13 protein-coding genes are annotated in these 16,532 nt (G+C 41.0%); 5 read left to right on the plus strand and 8 right to left on the minus strand.

The window, feature by feature from the left end:
• Positions 1-245: 245 nt before the first annotated feature.
• Positions 246-1,907 carry an iron uptake porin gene (locus tag ICL16_RS06065; protein WP_190825963.1) on the plus strand — a complete coding sequence of 554 codons (1,662 nt, stop codon included), beginning with the start codon at positions 246-248 and terminating at the stop codon, positions 1,905-1,907.
• Between the two features lie 53 nt (positions 1,908-1,960).
• Here ICL16_RS06065 and ICL16_RS06070 read toward each other — a convergent pair whose 3' ends face one another.
• From ICL16_RS06070 to ICL16_RS06085, 4 genes are all read right to left on the minus strand, one after another.
• Positions 1,961-2,656 (minus strand): PEP-CTERM sorting domain-containing protein, encoded by a 696-nt coding sequence (locus ICL16_RS06070; RefSeq protein WP_190825964.1) that lies wholly within the window; start codon positions 2,654-2,656, stop codon positions 1,961-1,963.
• Positions 2,657-3,272: 616 nt separating this feature from the next.
• Complete coding sequence (locus ICL16_RS06075; protein ID WP_190825965.1) at positions 3,273-4,985, minus strand: NFACT RNA binding domain-containing protein; 1,713 nt, start codon at positions 4,983-4,985, stop codon at positions 3,273-3,275.
• Positions 4,986-5,030: 45 nt separating this feature from the next.
• Positions 5,031-5,774, minus strand: coding sequence for a choice-of-anchor W domain-containing protein (locus ICL16_RS06080; RefSeq protein ID WP_190825966.1), 744 nt, complete (start codon positions 5,772-5,774; stop codon positions 5,031-5,033).
• A gap of 300 nt (positions 5,775-6,074) precedes the next feature.
• The gene (locus tag ICL16_RS06085; RefSeq protein WP_190825967.1) at positions 6,075-7,355 is read right to left on the minus strand and encodes a glycosyltransferase family 4 protein; all 1,281 of its coding nucleotides are present in this window, start codon (positions 7,353-7,355) and stop codon (positions 6,075-6,077) included.
• Between the two features lie 673 nt (positions 7,356-8,028).
• Between ICL16_RS06085 and ICL16_RS06090 the strand changes: the two genes are divergently transcribed.
• A complete protein-coding gene (locus ICL16_RS06090; RefSeq protein ID WP_190825968.1) occupies positions 8,029-8,418 on the plus strand; it encodes a hypothetical protein in 390 nt (129 codons plus the stop codon).
• A 77-nt stretch (positions 8,419-8,495) separates the two neighbouring features.
• Here ICL16_RS06090 and ICL16_RS06095 read toward each other — a convergent pair whose 3' ends face one another.
• The 3 genes from ICL16_RS06095 to prfC form a co-directional block, all read right to left on the minus strand.
• Positions 8,496-9,002 (minus strand): RNA recognition motif domain-containing protein, encoded by a 507-nt coding sequence (locus tag ICL16_RS06095; protein ID WP_190825969.1) that lies wholly within the window; start codon positions 9,000-9,002, stop codon positions 8,496-8,498.
• Positions 9,003-9,630: 628 nt separating this feature from the next.
• Positions 9,631-11,772, minus strand: coding sequence for a M48 family metallopeptidase (locus ICL16_RS06100; RefSeq protein WP_190825970.1), 2,142 nt, complete (start codon positions 11,770-11,772; stop codon positions 9,631-9,633).
• A gap of 165 nt (positions 11,773-11,937) precedes the next feature.
• A complete protein-coding gene (gene prfC, locus ICL16_RS06105; protein WP_190825971.1) occupies positions 11,938-13,566 on the minus strand; it encodes a peptide chain release factor 3 in 1,629 nt (542 codons plus the stop codon).
• Between the two features lie 132 nt (positions 13,567-13,698).
• Here prfC and ICL16_RS06110 point away from each other — a divergent pair, with 132 nt between their 5' ends.
• The 3 genes from ICL16_RS06110 (at position 13,699) to ICL16_RS06120 (ending at position 15,981) form a co-directional block, all read left to right on the plus strand.
• Positions 13,699-14,040 carry a DUF4870 domain-containing protein gene (locus tag ICL16_RS06110; RefSeq protein ID WP_190825972.1) on the plus strand — a complete coding sequence of 114 codons (342 nt, stop codon included), beginning with the start codon at positions 13,699-13,701 and terminating at the stop codon, positions 14,038-14,040.
• A gap of 283 nt (positions 14,041-14,323) precedes the next feature.
• A complete protein-coding gene (hemB, locus tag ICL16_RS06115) occupies positions 14,324-15,310 on the plus strand; it encodes a porphobilinogen synthase (RefSeq protein ID WP_190825973.1) in 987 nt (328 codons plus the stop codon).
• 347 nt (positions 15,311-15,657) lie between these two features.
• A complete protein-coding gene (locus ICL16_RS06120; RefSeq protein WP_190825974.1) occupies positions 15,658-15,981 on the plus strand; it encodes a helix-turn-helix domain-containing protein in 324 nt (107 codons plus the stop codon).
• Between the two features lie 14 nt (positions 15,982-15,995).
• Here ICL16_RS06120 and ICL16_RS06125 read toward each other — a convergent pair whose 3' ends face one another.
• A complete protein-coding gene (locus tag ICL16_RS06125) occupies positions 15,996-16,370 on the minus strand; it encodes a response regulator (RefSeq protein WP_190825975.1) in 375 nt (124 codons plus the stop codon).
• Positions 16,371-16,532 lie beyond the last annotated feature (162 nt).

A 16,532-nucleotide genomic window follows, 5' to 3' on the forward strand; every position in this document is an offset into this window, starting at 1 on the left:
TACTTTCTGTGTGAGTAGTACTCACAGTTCTTGTTCCTCCTAGTAATGTAAAATCATATAGCTTGACAATAGTAACTATATTACCTCCAATATAATAATTATTCTCATTCTCGTTACTGAGTTATGAAATTTTTCTGGAATAATTTGCTTAGTCCTGATAAATTAACTGAGAATACTTTTTAATAAAGTTTCTTTTATACAAGCACAGTGTGGGTGCGGACAATTATGAGTGTGAGGAAAGAAAGATGAATACACTTTGGCAAACTTGGGTGGCTAGCCCAGTAATTTTCGGCACAATGCTAGTCGTCAGTGCTGCTGCGGTTGCAGGAGAAACTCCCGCACCAGAAATGACTGAACCATTGCTGCAATTGAGTCAAATAGATAATGTTGACAATAATACTCATCAGCCAATGGCGCAAGTGAACTCAGTGTCTCAATTATCAGACGTGCAACCAACAGATTGGGCATTTCAAGCGTTGCAGTCACTGGTAGAGCGCTATGGCTGTATCGCTGGCTACCCAAACGGTACTTACCGAGGTAATCGGGCATTGACAAGATATGAGTTTGCGGCTGGTGTGAATGCTTGTCTCGATCGTGTCAATGAATTAATAGCCACAGCCACAAGTGATTTGGTGAGAAAAGAAGATTTAGACACATTACAAAGATTACAAGAACAATTTGCCTCTGAATTAGCGGTAGTGCGACAACGTGTAGATGTAGTAGAAGCAAAAGCTGCTGAATTGCAAGCGAACCAATTTTCAACCACAACTAAGTTTCAAGGGGAAATAGTCGCAGTCTTTAGCGATGTATTGGCGGGTGACATAGTCAACGATGAGGAAATTCAAGAAAAGAATACAACTTTTGGTGCAAGAGCGCGTGTAGAGTTTGTCACCAGCTTCACAGGAAAAGATACTCTATTTACAAGAATCCAAGCTAATAATATTCTTAGCCCTAACATCAACACGACCGAGGGTAACTTGTTCTTTGCTGGTGATGATGGTATCACTAATGCTGCTATTGATGCGCTATATTACGAATTCCCCTTGACCAAAAGTACACAGGTGATTGCTATTGCCAATGCAGGTGCAGCCGACGATCTTACTGATACAGTAAATATCTTTGATGGAGACGGCTCATTTGGTGCAATCTCCACTTTCGGTACGCGCAACCCAATTTATTACCAAATGGATGGTGCGGGATTGGGAATCACCCAAGAGTTTGGTGATAAATTGGCACTGTCATTGGGGTATTTGGCAAGTTCTAATAATGATCCGTCACTAGGTTCGGGTTTGTTTAATGGTCCCTATGGTGCCTTAGCACAGCTTACCTTTAAACCAAGCGATCGCATAACTTTCGGTTTTACATACATCAATGCCTACAAACAGGTATTAGGCACTGGGAGCAATCGAGCAAACTTAGGTTCATCGCTGCGCTCTATTGCTGCTCAACAATTAGAAGATCCTGGCACAGTTGAAGACGAATCGGACGTTGCTACCATCAGTAATTCTTACGGTCTACAAGCATCAATTGGTATCAGTGATAATTTTGTTTTAGGTGGTTGGGTTGGATACACCAACACTCGCAATTTAACTGCAGAGGAAGGACTTTTTAACCGTGGTAAGGCGGAGATTTGGAACTGGGCAGTTACTTTGGGATTTCCTGACTTAGGTAAAAAAGGTAACTTAGGTGGTATTATTGTGGGCATGGAGCCAAAGGTGACAGGTTCAACCATTAATGCACTGGGTAGAGACAGGGATACCTCATATCATGTTGAGGCATTTTATCAGTACAAAGTTACAGATAATATCACCATCACTCCAGGAGTCATCTGGCTCACAGCACCAGATCATAATGAGAACAACGATGCTGTTGTGATTGGTGCTTTAAGAACTACCTTTAGTTTCTAAGCTAAAAAACCCGGTAATTGCGTTACCGGGTTTTTTGCTTTTTTAGCTAGAAATTAAGGTATTGTTTTGAATTTGCGTTTCATAACCGATCCAGTAGCTATAGCACCGAAGGCTAGTAAACCAAGAGCAGAAGCAGGTTCAGGAACAGAAGCGGCGAGTGCTGGAGCTTGAGTTCTGAAAATGGTGTAATTTTGGCTGTTAGGATTAGAGACGTTTAAGAATTGAGCATTAGCAGATACCCCTTGAATTGTACCCCAAGGTTGGATGCCGTTGAATCCAACTGCCGTGGATGCAATCCAATTCGCATTCTTGATTTCTGTTTGCAATTCTGACAACAGGGGAACATCGCCATAATCACCTGGATTTTTACCATTAGAGATGACGTATTCCCAATCTTTGGGATTGGAAAGCAGTTTGCTGCCATCTGGTAATGTAAATTCACCAATCCAAGATTCTGCTACCGCTGCATCATCCCAAACTACAGTGTAAATGTAGTCGCCTGGGTTGATATCAAACTTCCATGTTTCCGCAGCAGACCAATTATATCCACCAGTGGAACCATTTGGTCCTTTCTCGTTGCGACCGATAAAGTTGAGTAGACTACCGTCTTTGTTACCTGTATAGAGTCCGTAATGATTGTCGGCAGTGAGAGTACCTGTTATTGTCGCGGCTGTTGCTTGACTTGCATTGGTAATTGCTACAACTGTTAATAATGCACCTGTTAATAAGCTTTTTAGTAAAGTAGACATCGCTTGTTCTCCTTTGTTTTTTCCTATTGCTACCTTCGCATCTTTATCTGGTAGTTGTGTAGTCTTTTTTGCCAGTCTTATCTAAAACTTTGTTTTTACTAATTAACCAGAGTTAATTACATCAAATTCTTAGGATAAAAGCTTAGAAAAGATATCTTTTGTCTCTGTTAATTTAGTATAAACACGTACTATGAACATTAAAGTAGTACTGTTTTATATATAATTTTCAAAAGACCTGAGTAAAGTCTAATATCTTCAAACTTTGTCCAATCGAATCAAAATGAAATGTACAAAGGATTGCGTAAACTTGTTAAAAATAGCTGTGGAAATTACGCAAAGATCCCCGACTTCTCTAAGAAGTTGGGGATCTTAAAAAAAAGACCAGCTAGTTAAAGCCGGTCTGCAAAATATTTCTCTTTACGTTGTCTTTTCTGTTTGAGTTAAACCCAAATTGCGGTTCCCAAAGCGCAAGGGCAATCTTTCTTAACAATATTGTAACAGCCTACACACATTTTTAAGAAAGTTTGATCAAAAAAACTTGTTACCTTAATCAACATGAAGTTGCTTCTTGGCAAAAAATTCAGATTCCACCGAAAGACGCCCCACCGGGGCGTCTCTACAACACATGGGGTTTTCCCCAAATAATGCGTTCCTGCTTGTAAATCGCAATGCCTGGTTTAGCACCTTTGGGTTTGTAGACGTGTTTCGGTTGAGTGTAAACTACTGGCACTTGGTCGCTCTGACGACCTCGACTGTAGTAAGCTGCAAGGTTAGCAGTATACTGCAAATCGGCTGACTCTGGTGCAGCCCCTGGTTCTAAACGCAGTAGTACATGGCTACCGGGAATTTCTTGGGCATGAAACCACAAGTCATAATCCCCAGCAACACGAAACGTCAGTTGATCGTTCTGGCGGTTGTTGCGCCCGATTAAAACTTCAAAACCACTGGGAGTGCGGTAACGATGAAAGTTGCTGCTAGTTTCGGTGGCACTGCGACTTTTGTATTCAGGATCTTCTAAATATCGTTGTTGAACAAGTTCTTCACGAATTTCTTCTAGAGTCTGCAAATCTTCGCTTGACTGATAGCTGTCTATTTGCGCTATGGCTGCTTCTACTTGTTCCAAATAAGCAATTTCTGCTTGTACTGATGCTAATAGGGGTTCTACGGCAGTGCGAGCGCGTTTGAGTTTTTGATTTTGTTTATAGAGATTTTGGGCATTTTGTACAGCATTTTTATCTGGTTCTAAAGCGATCGCCACATTTGCGCCTGTTTCAAAATCATTTAGTATAATTTCCTTCATACCCACCCGCCACTGTTGCAGGTGCGCCATGAGCAAATCAGCTTTTTGCCGATATTCATCGGCTCGATCTGATTGCTGTAAGCGTGTGAGAAAGGTATTAGCCTTTTGGCGCAATTTTTCCAAAATATTGTTGAGTTTCTGACTCAACTGATGCCTTAGTTGAGCAAAAACCTGTTGATTGAGTTGGTCTGTGTAATACTGGTTGAGTAATTCTTGAATGTTTTGCACCGGTTTAACAGTACCCCAACCAAGTACAGTATATCCGTTACTTGTCCAGCCGGGATGAAAATTTTGAGTTTCCAAAGCTTGTAGCCATTCCGTCCAACGCTGAAATAATCTTTGCCAATCTTCAGCTGTGATATCCGTTGTGCTTTCTGGATCTAAAGAAGCTGCAATTAGCATTGATTCTATCAAAGAAGAAGAGATGCCGCGATAGCTTTTGAATACCTGACGCTTAATTGCTCCTGGTACTAAACTGAGCCGTTCTTGCCAGCGCTGTTGAGATTCGCTCAAACTAGGAATAGCACCCGTGAGACTGGGTGGTTTTTCATAAGGTTGTCCGGTGAGTATGGGACGAACACTAGTTTGTTGCTGGTTGACTTGATGAGCGGCTGTGATAATTATATTGCTGGCATTGGCAAGAATAACGTTGCTGTACTTGCCCATAATTTCGACATACAGGTGATACAAAGCGCTTTCTCCGGGGCGACGCGCAAATTGCAAATCAATTGCGCGTTCCCACGGAGCGATTGCTTCTATCGCCACCAGAGCTAAACCACCTAACTGGTGTACCAATTGTTGGCTAAAGGTGAAGGTGTCTGGGGTTCTTGGTGGTGGATTACCTATACAAATCCGGGCTGCTTGGATATGCCATGAAATTTCTAGCCAACTGCGCTGCTTCATGGTGCGTAGGGCAATGGCAATAGTGTGGCGATCGCGCTGATATACCTGCTCTAAACGAGACGGTATCATCAAAGTACGCAATTCGCTACAACTAGCTGTAAGCGTTGTGAAGTCAACTGGTTGCACAACGATAGTTCCTGTGATCTGGCAATCGTTGTATTTTAACTTAGGTTACGCTTTGCCTGCGGCTAATTTCCTCCGAACCACTCCAGCAATTGTTACCAAGAGTATAGCACCTACTGTTCCAGGTTCAGGTACACTCTGGCTGGGAGTATTGCCAACCTTAATTTGATATGCTAGTTGCGAATTTTTAGGTGGAGTTGCACCGGTCCAGCTTAATGTTGTTTTACCTGTAAGGAGAAACGGAGTGGATATGTTGCTAATTTGGAAATAATCTACGTCTTGGTTACTTCCTGTAGCAGAAGAGGACAAATTTTCGATTCCTACACCATCAAACACTAAGTTACTTAATGTTGCAGTGCTATCATTCATGGCAAAGGTACGCAGGAAAATTTCACTTACAGGACCACTAAAAGCAGTACTGCTCAAAGTCTGACCGCCTACAATGTAATTAACGACGCTGCCTGTGTATTGCAAGCTAAAATCTACTGCTTGACCATTAACCCAATTAAACTGTCTTTGCTCTACAGGTAAGCCTCCTAGTTTAACATCATTGTTGATGCTTAACTCATAGGTAGCACTGCCGCCGCGATCGCCAATCCTACCTTCGCTGACAAATAATTCTTTAAATTCTCCTTTATCAACCAGTTGGTTAAAATCTGTATCGGTAAAGCCTGTTTTATTGACTAGGGTGAAAGCTTTGGCAGAAGTTGGTGCGAGAAATAATGAGATTGTCGCTAATCCCAAAACTATTAGTGATTTGCTGTAATTAATCGATCTGCGTACAGAAATCATGGTATTTCCTATAAACACTAATTTATGAATATTTTTTCTTGGGTTGCCGATGATGTAATGTCATCGACTGCTTATTTATAGGTTAAAACACAACTTCTGCTCTTGGCGATCAAATGTGTTCTTTTTTACAGAAATTTCATTAAGTTGAAAAATTTACATTGATTAAGTATAAATACGGCATAGATCCCCGACTTCGCAGAAGTTGTCGGGGATCTACATAGTCAAAAGTTGATAGTCGAGAGTGAATGTGTTTCTATCTCGACTATTAACTATCGAATCCGATGGCTAACTAGAATCGGTCTAACTTACCAAAACTACTTCTTCTAAAGATGTGATTGCTACAGGTGTTTCTTGCAATTGAGTATAAAGTTTACTTAACTGAACTGCTACACCATCCCAACTAAACTTGGTTTCTACACGAGTTCTCGCAGCCTTACCCAAACTATCGCGCCATTCTGGATGAGCAAGAATCCGATCAATTGCCGCAGCAAAGGCAGTTTCATCTTGTGGTGGTGCTAATAAACCAGTTTCTTCTGGTACAACTGTAAATTGGAGTCCACCAACATCGCTAGCTACCACTGGTGTATAACTCGCCATTGCTTCGATCGCCACTAGTCCGAAAGGTTCGTAGTGACTAGGAACAACACAAACATCGGCAGCGGCGTAGTAATAGGGCAAGATTTCTTGACTTAAACGTCCGGGGAAGATTGTAATGTCACTCAATCCTAATTCAGCAACTATACTTTCAATGCGATCGCGCTCCAATCCGTCGCTATGACCAGGACGACTACCACCACCGATAATTAGTTTGAGATTACCTGAGTTACGGAATTGTGACTTACTGAGAGCGCGAACTAGAGTTTCGATTCCTTTACGTGGGTCGAAACGCCCAACATATAGTACTACTTTAGTATCAGGGTCTATGCCTAACTTAGATCTTCCTGCCTGTCTGTTAACTCCGCCAAATCGGCGTATATCTGTGCCACAGGGGATGATGTCAATGTTACCTTTGGTCGAAACAAGGGTACGCATGTGTTCTTTCTCTTGTGGACTTGTCGCTACAACACGTTCTGCTGTCTCTAGCAGTTGTTTCTCTACTGCTAATCGTGTACTTGCAATCAAGGGAATCACATCAATCGTATTGTACTTAACTGCTCCTAGAGAGTGGTATGTATGAACCTGCTTGCTCCCTTGAATTTCTTTCAACTGCATACCTACCCAGCTAGAGAGCCAGTAGTTTGTATGTACTAAAGGATATACATAGCCATTTTGTGTTTGGAATTCCAAAAAATTATCAACAAATTCTGGCAGATATCCAAACAAATTATCTCGCGGTACAAACTCAACAGCACCAGCTTCTAATCGGATGGTTCGACAGTTTTCGCTATGTTGAACAATTGTTTCTTGCTCTGCACTTATTTTGCGCGTAAACATATCAACTTGCCATCCCAGTCTCGCCAGTGCTTCACCCACTTGGCGTACATAAACATTTTGCCCTCCAGCTTCTTCTTTACCAATTTCAATCGATGGGTCCCCGTGGACTGAAATTAGGGCGATGCGTCGTTCAGTTCTAGAGTTCATAGTTTGTTCGTGTTTTATATTAACGAGGTTTTAGCTAGCCGTGGTTGGGGCTATGCTTTTGTACCTCAGTCACGCAGAAATCTTAAGTAATATTTATTTTAATTTAATATGTCAAACAATTTTATACATCTACTACCAGAAGTATTGTTTTCTTTACGTGATTCTATTTAATTTCTTTATACATAAATTGCTATATTTTTTGCTTATGATATCTATAATTAAAGTTAATTCTTTTCGTTGATCCTACTTATATAGAGTTTTATTTATAACTGTACTTTAAAATTCCAATACTGCTTTTATCTGTCTATATAACTGCTCATACAGTATATTTTTTATACACAGATATTAATGTTTTCAAGGCTTGGTCTTTTAATTTCAATTTTTTAATGAATAAATAACTATGTACTGAAATTATTGATTGGGTAAATATACTACATCATCCCTTTAGACGATTTTCGTGTGCTTTGTGACAAAAATAGTGTAGATATCTATACGAAAATTCGAGTAACAATAGTTTTAGTTAAGAAATATAAAGACAAAGATTAAAAAAAATGTACAGTTTTTAATTAATCACCTACCTCTACTGGTAGTTGTTATTCTGACGCAAAACCCGAAAAAACCTACTTAAGAGGTATAAGGGTGATTAATACCCTATTAATACTAAAATAAACTTATGCAATTAGAATTGATTCCGGTGGAAGAGTTTTATTTTGCTTTAACTCTGGCAGTTCGGACTTTAGAAGATGTGGAAACACCAGGTTTAGTAGAGCATGTGCGCAATAAACTATTGGTAGAATGCGGTCAACCTTCTACAGTTTCTCCTGGTCAACAGAATACATTTAACTACGTCTTTCGCGTCCAAGGAGTAGATAACAGCCCTGCACCTCAACTTTTAGTTTCACTTTCTGATTGGCAAGACAAACTGCGTCTAAGTAGCGACTATGGCTGGACGCTCGATCAAGAACGTAAGCCAATTCGTACAGACAAGTTTGGCAGGCGATCGCACTTTACTCTAGAGTTGCGATCGCATTTACAACAATGGCTGCAGATTCCCCTGATCTAAATCCACCAATAACTTGAGATTAAAAATTAAAAATCAAACAGCAATTTGATTTTTAATTTTTAATTTGACACCTTTGACTAGTTTGTTGTTTGTGCAGTTAGCATTTGCTTCAACTTTTCCAATTCAGTTGCCCAGCGTGGATCGGGACGAATAGCATCTGAGTCATTCGCGGTGCTGCTGCTACTTTCACGCGCAGGACCACCTCGACGAGACTTCTTCTGGCTTTTCTCGCGACGATTGCTTTCTTTATTTGGACTTGGAACAGCGTGGTTTGCGGTGTTAGGCACAGGTTTAGGAGTAGAACTTTGCGGCTCCTCTCCCTCGTCACCTTTAGTACGAGGTAAAGCTTTCTCGATTTTAATTGGAGAATCTTTGAACATCTGACCATTATATTTTTCAATAATTTGGTCTGCTTGTTCATCATTGTTGACTGTGATAAAACCAAACCCACGGCACTTACCAGTTTTTCGGTCTTTAATCAGTTTAGTGGTAACAGCATCGCCTTCTGCGGCAAAAACTGCTTGCAGGTCTTGACGATCTATTTCTTCTTTGGGCAAATTGCCTATGTACAGGCGAACGGACATGAACTAAACCTCCAACGGTTGAACGATTTATAACCAGGCAAAAAAGAGTAGCTTGGTTTTGGCGTTGGATAGATACTACTCACCCAAAATGCCACTAACCAATTTTTTTACTCCAAACTGTTAACCTATACAATACAGTTTTTCACCAGGTTCAAGCTTGTTTGATACGAAAGCGCTCACAACGCCAATAACACCTTTATTCTAAGAATTTTAAATTTTATAGAAAGAGTGCTTACCACCGCAGATGCCTTCAATACTCTTTTTTCCGAAAAATAAAATACCATTTCTTACATTATCACGGTATCTTCTACCTAGCTAGTTCAAGGCATACATTTTCCGAATTTACATAATGGCATCGTAACATAAAATACTCTTCTATTTACATTTTGTAAATAAAAACCAGCCAAAGGCTGGTTAATTTACTGCTGTGTTGGAAGGATATAAGGGTCTTGGTTAGTGTCAAGCAGCCAGATCACCAAATCAGTTTAAATGCCGATTATTTTAGTTCTACAAGTTATGTTAAATAATGTAACAGATAAATTTGACTTTTGCAACATTTATTTACAAACTCGTACAGATTCGCCGGAGCGTCTGTACAGATTCGCCGGAGCGTCTGTACAGATTCCCATCACCCTTTCAGCAAAATATACGCACCCCAAGCAAGGCAAGCAACAGCCACAACCGTAGACCAAATGGGATGAGGACTATGAATAGTTTTTCCGCTCTGAGTTTGTAAAGTTTGAATGTCGATCCAAGGCGTTGCGCCTCTTCGTAACCAGCCAGTAACGATGACTTGCCGACCAATCAAATCTTGAGGATTGACTTTTTGGAAAAGAAATGGTATATGATGTAACTTCACTAAACTAGTGTTGGATTGTATAATTAGGTCTTGTCCCAAACAGTTGCCAGTACCTTGGCGACCGATGAGTTTGCCCACAATGCGCACACCAATGCTATCGATCGGGAGAAGTGTAGGGTTAGCTAGTAAATCCGGTAAGCGTTCATCAGTTTGCGCAGAGGCAGGTTTGATTGGAGGGAAAAAATAATTAACTCTAATCAAAATGCCGATGCTAAAGCCAATTAATAGACAACCTGTAATGAAAGACCAATTGTCGTAGATCCACTTCAAGTTCAAAAACTTGAGTTGAAAAGCCAATTGCCAAGCCAGCCAAATGAAAACAGCGAACACAAAACCCAAAGGAATACCAACAAAGGGAGCAATTTGTAAGAAAAAAGATTGATGCCTTTGGATTAAAGACTGTGAAGAAAGCAAATTTAGTTCCGGCTCTATATGCCAGTAACGGGCAATCGATGAGAGACGTTGTAGGCGTAAGCCTATAAGAGGATGACTGTTATTAAGCGTTAACCACCAGCGATAGGGATTAAGACAATCCCACATCAAGAACGATTCAAAAGTAGTATAACGAGCAATACTACCACCACAGATACTCTGTTGATAACTTACTGGTGAAACAATATTCAAGCTTTCCAGAGGGTAGCTAGTTTTTTCTTCTTTTTGGATATCACTAGCAATGCCAATGGTAATTTTGAGGATAGCACGAACAAGACCATTGGGATTACCAGTAATTTCGGAAGATCGGCGATCGCAATAGTACACTCGTAGTTGAGAGTTAGGTAAAGCAGTACCAGTCAACAAACACCAAACTCCATAGGCACAGCTAGCTAACAATTGCATCAAACGTCGCCCAAGAGACTGTGATCTTTTGTCTCCCCACAGAGAAAATTGCTGGTATTGCCGATAAATTGGAATCGTCACCAACAACACTAAAGACAACACCACAAAATCCCAGTTAGTTATATGCCCCAGTTCGTGAGCATATATTGCCGCAATTTCGTCCTCTGCCAGTTGATCTAAAAGACCTTGACTGACTACAATCCGAGCATTCCTGGGTAAATTACCATAAGTAAATGCGATGGGAGAGGCGAGAGGCAAAACCTTTAATTTCGGCTGTCGCCAGCCGCGCTGTTGGCAATAGCGTTGTATCACCCGCGCCGCCTCTTGACTACGTGTATTTAATACTTCCTTCGTTAGTTTTCGCTGATCGTAAAAAGCTTTTAACAGCCCATCAAGAATCCAAGGCGACAAACCCATCAGCAAAAAAAGTACGATGAGTAAGAAGTTGGTAGGATTGGCGTAGAAAAGCTGTATTGGCTCCAAAAATGGTAGTTTAACTAAAATATCGTTAACTAATCTCATCACCAAAACCAGCAGTTCTCGCATCACCCAAAATAGAGCAACGAAAGTTCCTGCCTGTAAGAGCCATAAAGGTACTAAATTAAGTTGTTGTAGGGGTTGCCACTCCTTAGCTCGCCCTGCCAATCGCCAATGAATTGTCGGTTTAGTATTATTCCCCTGCTCCCCTCCCCCAGGTTTCAACCTGGGGCTATTCCCCTCCTCGCTCCACCGCAAATTAACTGGATGAGAATCTGTAATTAAATTTTCATTTTCCCAGGGGGCAAATTCTGTTACTTTCGTCTTATGAGGTTTTGTCAGATGCAGCAAAGATTGATCAGCCCACTGTTTCACTTGTGGACTATCACTTTGAGACAGGAGAGTACATAAGGTAATAGCCTTTGCGACATCTTTGCTGCGTGCATAAGCCACAACTAATCCAATCTGGGCTTGTAACCTAATTGCACCACTTGTTTCTAGAGCAACGGCTTCTAGGATTGCTGTTGCTGTTTGGTAGTCTCCTTGTTTAAGGGCGGTTAAACCTGTATTTAATGTTGGTATGGGATGTGAAGGCATAGAAATTTTGGCACTCCAGTCTTGTTTAAAGTACCCAGATTTCAGTTTTTACTTAGCGCTTCACTCTTAAACTGGAAATTTGTTGACAGTTAATACAATTCCAAAAATGTTTGCGAACCCCACCCAACCCTCCCCTTAGTAAGGGGAGGGCTAGGGAGGGGTTTTTTAACCTTCTTGTAGTTGCTGTCCAGTTAATACTGGAGCGATCGCACTCAGTTTCAACTCTGGATGATCTTCGAGCAATTGGTGACAATTCCATTCATTGCGGAAAAGTAACACCGGACGTCCCAGACTGTCTTTGACTGTTGTCGTATTAAACAAACGTCCGATTTTGTTAATTGCTTCCCAACCGCCTTCTACCCAACGAGCCACACTGTAGGGCATTGGTTCGAGAAGAGTTTCTACCCCATACTCATTTTGTAAGCGGAACTGTACTACCTCAAATTGTAGTTGACCTACAGCAGCCAGGATAGGGTCGCGCTTAGCTTCATCTATCGAGTACATGATTTGCACTGCTCCCTCTTCACGCAACTCAGAAACACCTTTTTGGAATTGCTTGAATTTAGATGGGTTAGGATTTCTGAGGATCGCAAACAATTCTGGGGAGAAATAGGGGATGCCTTCATATTCCAACTTTTGCCCAGTGTAGATTGTATCGCCAATAGCAAAAACCCCAGGATTATTCAAACCAATTACATCACCAGGATAAGCGACATCAATGGATTCTCGTTCTTGGGCAAAAAGTTTTTGTGGACGAGATAAACGAACAGTTTTGCCAGTGCGTGCATGGCTTACTGTCATGTCTTTTTCAAACTTACCTGTACAAACGCGGACAAAAGCTACGCGATCGCGATGTTTGGGATCCATGTTAGCTTGAAGTTTGAAGACAAAACCAGAAAAATCTGGATAAGTGGGAGGAACATCACCCACAGTGCTATTATGGGAACCTGGTTTGAGGGCGTAGTTGAGGAAGTACCGCAAGAAAAGTTCTACACCAAAGTTAGTCATCGCACTGCCAAAGAAAACAGGCGTCATTTTGCCTGAGTGTACCAAATCTAAATCTAGTTCTGGTCCGACTCCTTCTAAAAGTTCTAAATCGTTTTTTAGTTGGTAGTAAAGGTCTTGTTCTAACAATTCCTCTATTTTGGCATCGCCCAAATCTACTACTGTATCTGCTGCTGCGCGACTACCGTGAGCACTCCGTTCAAATAGGTGAATTTGTTGTTGTTCGCGATCAAATATACCTTTAAAGCGATCGCCTATCCCAATAGGCCAATTCACAGCAAAGGTTTGCAAGCCCAATTCTTGCTCAATTTCGTCCAATAATTCTAAAGGTTCTCTGCCGGGACGGTCAAGTTTATTCACAAAGGTAAAAATTGGAATACCCCGCAGCTTACAAACTTCAAACAACTTGCGCGTTTGTGGTTCTAACCCTTTGGCAACGTCAATTAACATTACCGCATTATCTGCTGCCGCTAAAGTTCTATAAGTATCTTCACTGAAATCTTGGTGTCCTGGCGTATCCAATAAATTAATTTGGCAGTTTCTATACGTAAACTGCAGTACTGTAGAAGTAATAGAAATACCTCTTTGTTGTTCCATTGCCATCCAGTCAGAGGTAGCTTTGCGCTGCGCCCGTCGCGCCTTAACTGCACCTGCTTCGTGAATTGCCCCTCCGTACAGCAGTAACTTTTCTGTTAAAGTAGTTTTACCTGCGTCAGGGTGAGAAATAATCGCAAAGTTACGGCGACTAACAACTGCTTGCTGTAATTCAGATTCGATTTCTGTTGACATACTGTACTTACTTGTAATTTAACTTAACTTTACTTAACTTTTGCCGATTTGAATGGGTGTTTTAATCTTAAGGCAACGATGCTTGTGGTAGGGTCGTAATATAATTACACACTTGTACGAGAGGGAAAAATAATGTACGACACGGATAAGCGAAAATTATTATCAGCACTGTGTCACGGAGCTATTTTCTTCAGTACTACGATTGTATCTGTAGGTTTACCTATTGCCATCTTGTTCACATCTGACGATCCGGTTGTGAAGGAAAATGCTAAAGAAGCGATCAACTTCCACTTTAATGTATGGCTGTATGGAATCATTATTGCTGTACTGTTGGTAATCAGCTTTGGTTTATTGGTTCCACTTGCAGGTTTAGGTTATCTACTGCATTGGGGATTAACAGCTTGGGCAATTTTCAGCGTTTTGGGCGATCCAGATAAACCCTTCCGTTATCCGTTCATTTTCCGGATTTTTTAATTGACAGGGAAGAGCTAATGGCTAATGGTTGATGATTGATGGTTAAGAATAATTAACAATTAGCAATTAGCAATTCCCTTTATTTTTAAGATTCTGCGTAGGCAACATAGCTGTAAAATACAAAATTACCCCATAGCGTCACAGAGAAACCAAGTTATCACCCTATTGTTGGTCTAGCAACCAAATATCTCAGTGTAAAAACCGGGTTTCTACCACGGGAGTTTCTACTCCTAATTTGTGACGTTTTGTGTTGCGTTGATGTCATTTTAGGTTACAAAAATTTATGTTTCCCACTCATCGTCCTCGTCGTTTGCGTACTCACCCACAACTACGCCGCATGGTACGTGAAACGGTTTTGACAGCAAATGATTTAATTTACCCACTATTTGGCGTACCAGGAGAGGGTATTGCCAATGAGGTAAAATCAATGCCGGGTGTGTTTCAACTTTCGGTAGACAAAATTGTTGAAGAAGCAAAAGAAGTCTATGACTTAGGAATTCCAGCAATTATTTTATTTGGCATCCCAGCAGATAAAGATTTAGATGCTACTGGCGCATGGCATGATTGTGGAATTGTCCAAAAAGCTGCTACTGCTGTAAAAGAAGCAGTACCAGATTTAATTGTGATTGCTGATACATGTTTATGTGAGTATACGAGTCACGGTCACTGTGGTTATTTGCAAGTGGGTGATTTAACAGGAAGGGTTCTCAACGATCCTACTCTGGAATTACTGAAGAAAACAGCGGTTTCCCAGGCAAAAGCAGGTGCGGATATCATCGCGCCTTCAGGGATGATGGATGGATTTGTGCAAGCAATTCGGAGCGGTTTGGATGAAGCTGGATTCCAAGATACACCAATTTTGTCTTATGCTGCTAAGTATGCCTCGGCTTACTACGGTCCATTTCGCGATGCCGCAGATTCAGCACCGCAGTTTGGCGATCGCCGCACTTACCAAATGGATCCAGGTAACGCCACTGAAGCGATTAAAGAAATTGAACTAGATATCGCTGAAGGCGCTGACATGCTCATGGTTAAACCAGCATTGGCATACATGGATATTATCTGGCGTGTAAAGCAAGCTTGTAACTTACCTGTAGCTGCTTACAATGTCTCTGGCGAATATTCTATGGTTAAAGCTGCTGCGCTGAACGGCTGGATTGATGAACAGCGTGTGGTAATGGAAACTCTCATTGGTTTTAAACGCGCTGGGGCTGACTTAATTTTGACTTACCATGCTAAAGATGCCGCACGGTGGATCGCTAAACAGTAGTTTTTCATTACCAAAGCGACACAATCAACAAAACTAAATATTAGCAGTGACGATTTTGTGGTTAATCTCACGCACAGACGCTTTCTTCGGCTACAGATTTTGTAACACAAACCTAAACATGTTACATCTGTTATTGAACCTGTTGTCGTAATTAGTGTCTAGGCGTGAGATTATCGTTTAGTAGGGACTTGAGGCAAAGTTTTACTTGATTGGGGAATATCCTCTATTTGCCAGATATGTATTAATGGATTATAAAATAATATAGTTAAGTATCTATTCTCAGTTGGCGATTTTACGTCAATTGATTTAGGAAACACGTACACAGTTTTAAAAGGGAGCATTGGGATATGGATATGCAAGTCCTGAGAGAGCGTGCGGGGCTTAGCCGTGCAGAGGTTGCGTTCAGGCTTGCAATTAGTGAAACTAGTGTGCGTAATTGGGAAGCAGGCCGCACTGAACCAACAATGACACCAAAGAAATATTTAGACGCACTGCGGCTGTTTAAATGCACACCAGAAGAACTAGCAGCCGCAAGCGAAAAATCAATAAATCAGCGACATAAACGCAAACCAGGAAGACCACGTAGGTTTCCCCCTGATAATCCAGTGAATCCTGCCAATCAGATCGCTCAAATAACTGATACGCCGTATGCAACAGTAGAAGGAAACTAAAGCTATTTGGCTATTTAGTTACAAAACACTTTAATTCTTTCTAACAAGTGGTCGAAGTTAATGGGTTTGCGCACGAAGTCATTGGCTCCCACACTGAATCCTTCTTCCACACCAGCTTCCTCACAAGCAGAAACCAGCACAATAGGAATAAAGGGTAACTTGTCATTTTGGCGGATACGTTGGGTCACTTCATAGCCATTCATTCCCGGCATCATCACATCTAGCAGCACTAGATCTGGCGGTGATGCCTCAATCTTAGTTAATGCTAAATTACCATTAGTAGCAGTATCAACATCGTAACCCTCTTCTTCCAAAGCTGACTTTAGTAGAAATACATTATCGGGAAAATCGTCCACAACCAAGATTCGGCAACGTTCAAAGGAAAGCATATTAAAGTCTTTACATCACACCAATATATATAAGTAGATATACTTACAGAATTTCTTTAGAATTAAATCACTCCTTTTGGAGTTGACAATAATTCAAAAGTGTCTACAAGTACTGTTAAAGTGAAAAGTACTCGACACAAAACAAATACCACCTAAGATAGA

Origin of the sequence: Iningainema tapete BLCC-T55 (assembly GCF_014698965.1) — a bacterium.
In the GTDB taxonomy this organism is placed as follows: Bacteria; Cyanobacteriota; Cyanobacteriia; order Cyanobacteriales; family Nostocaceae; genus Iningainema; species Iningainema tapete.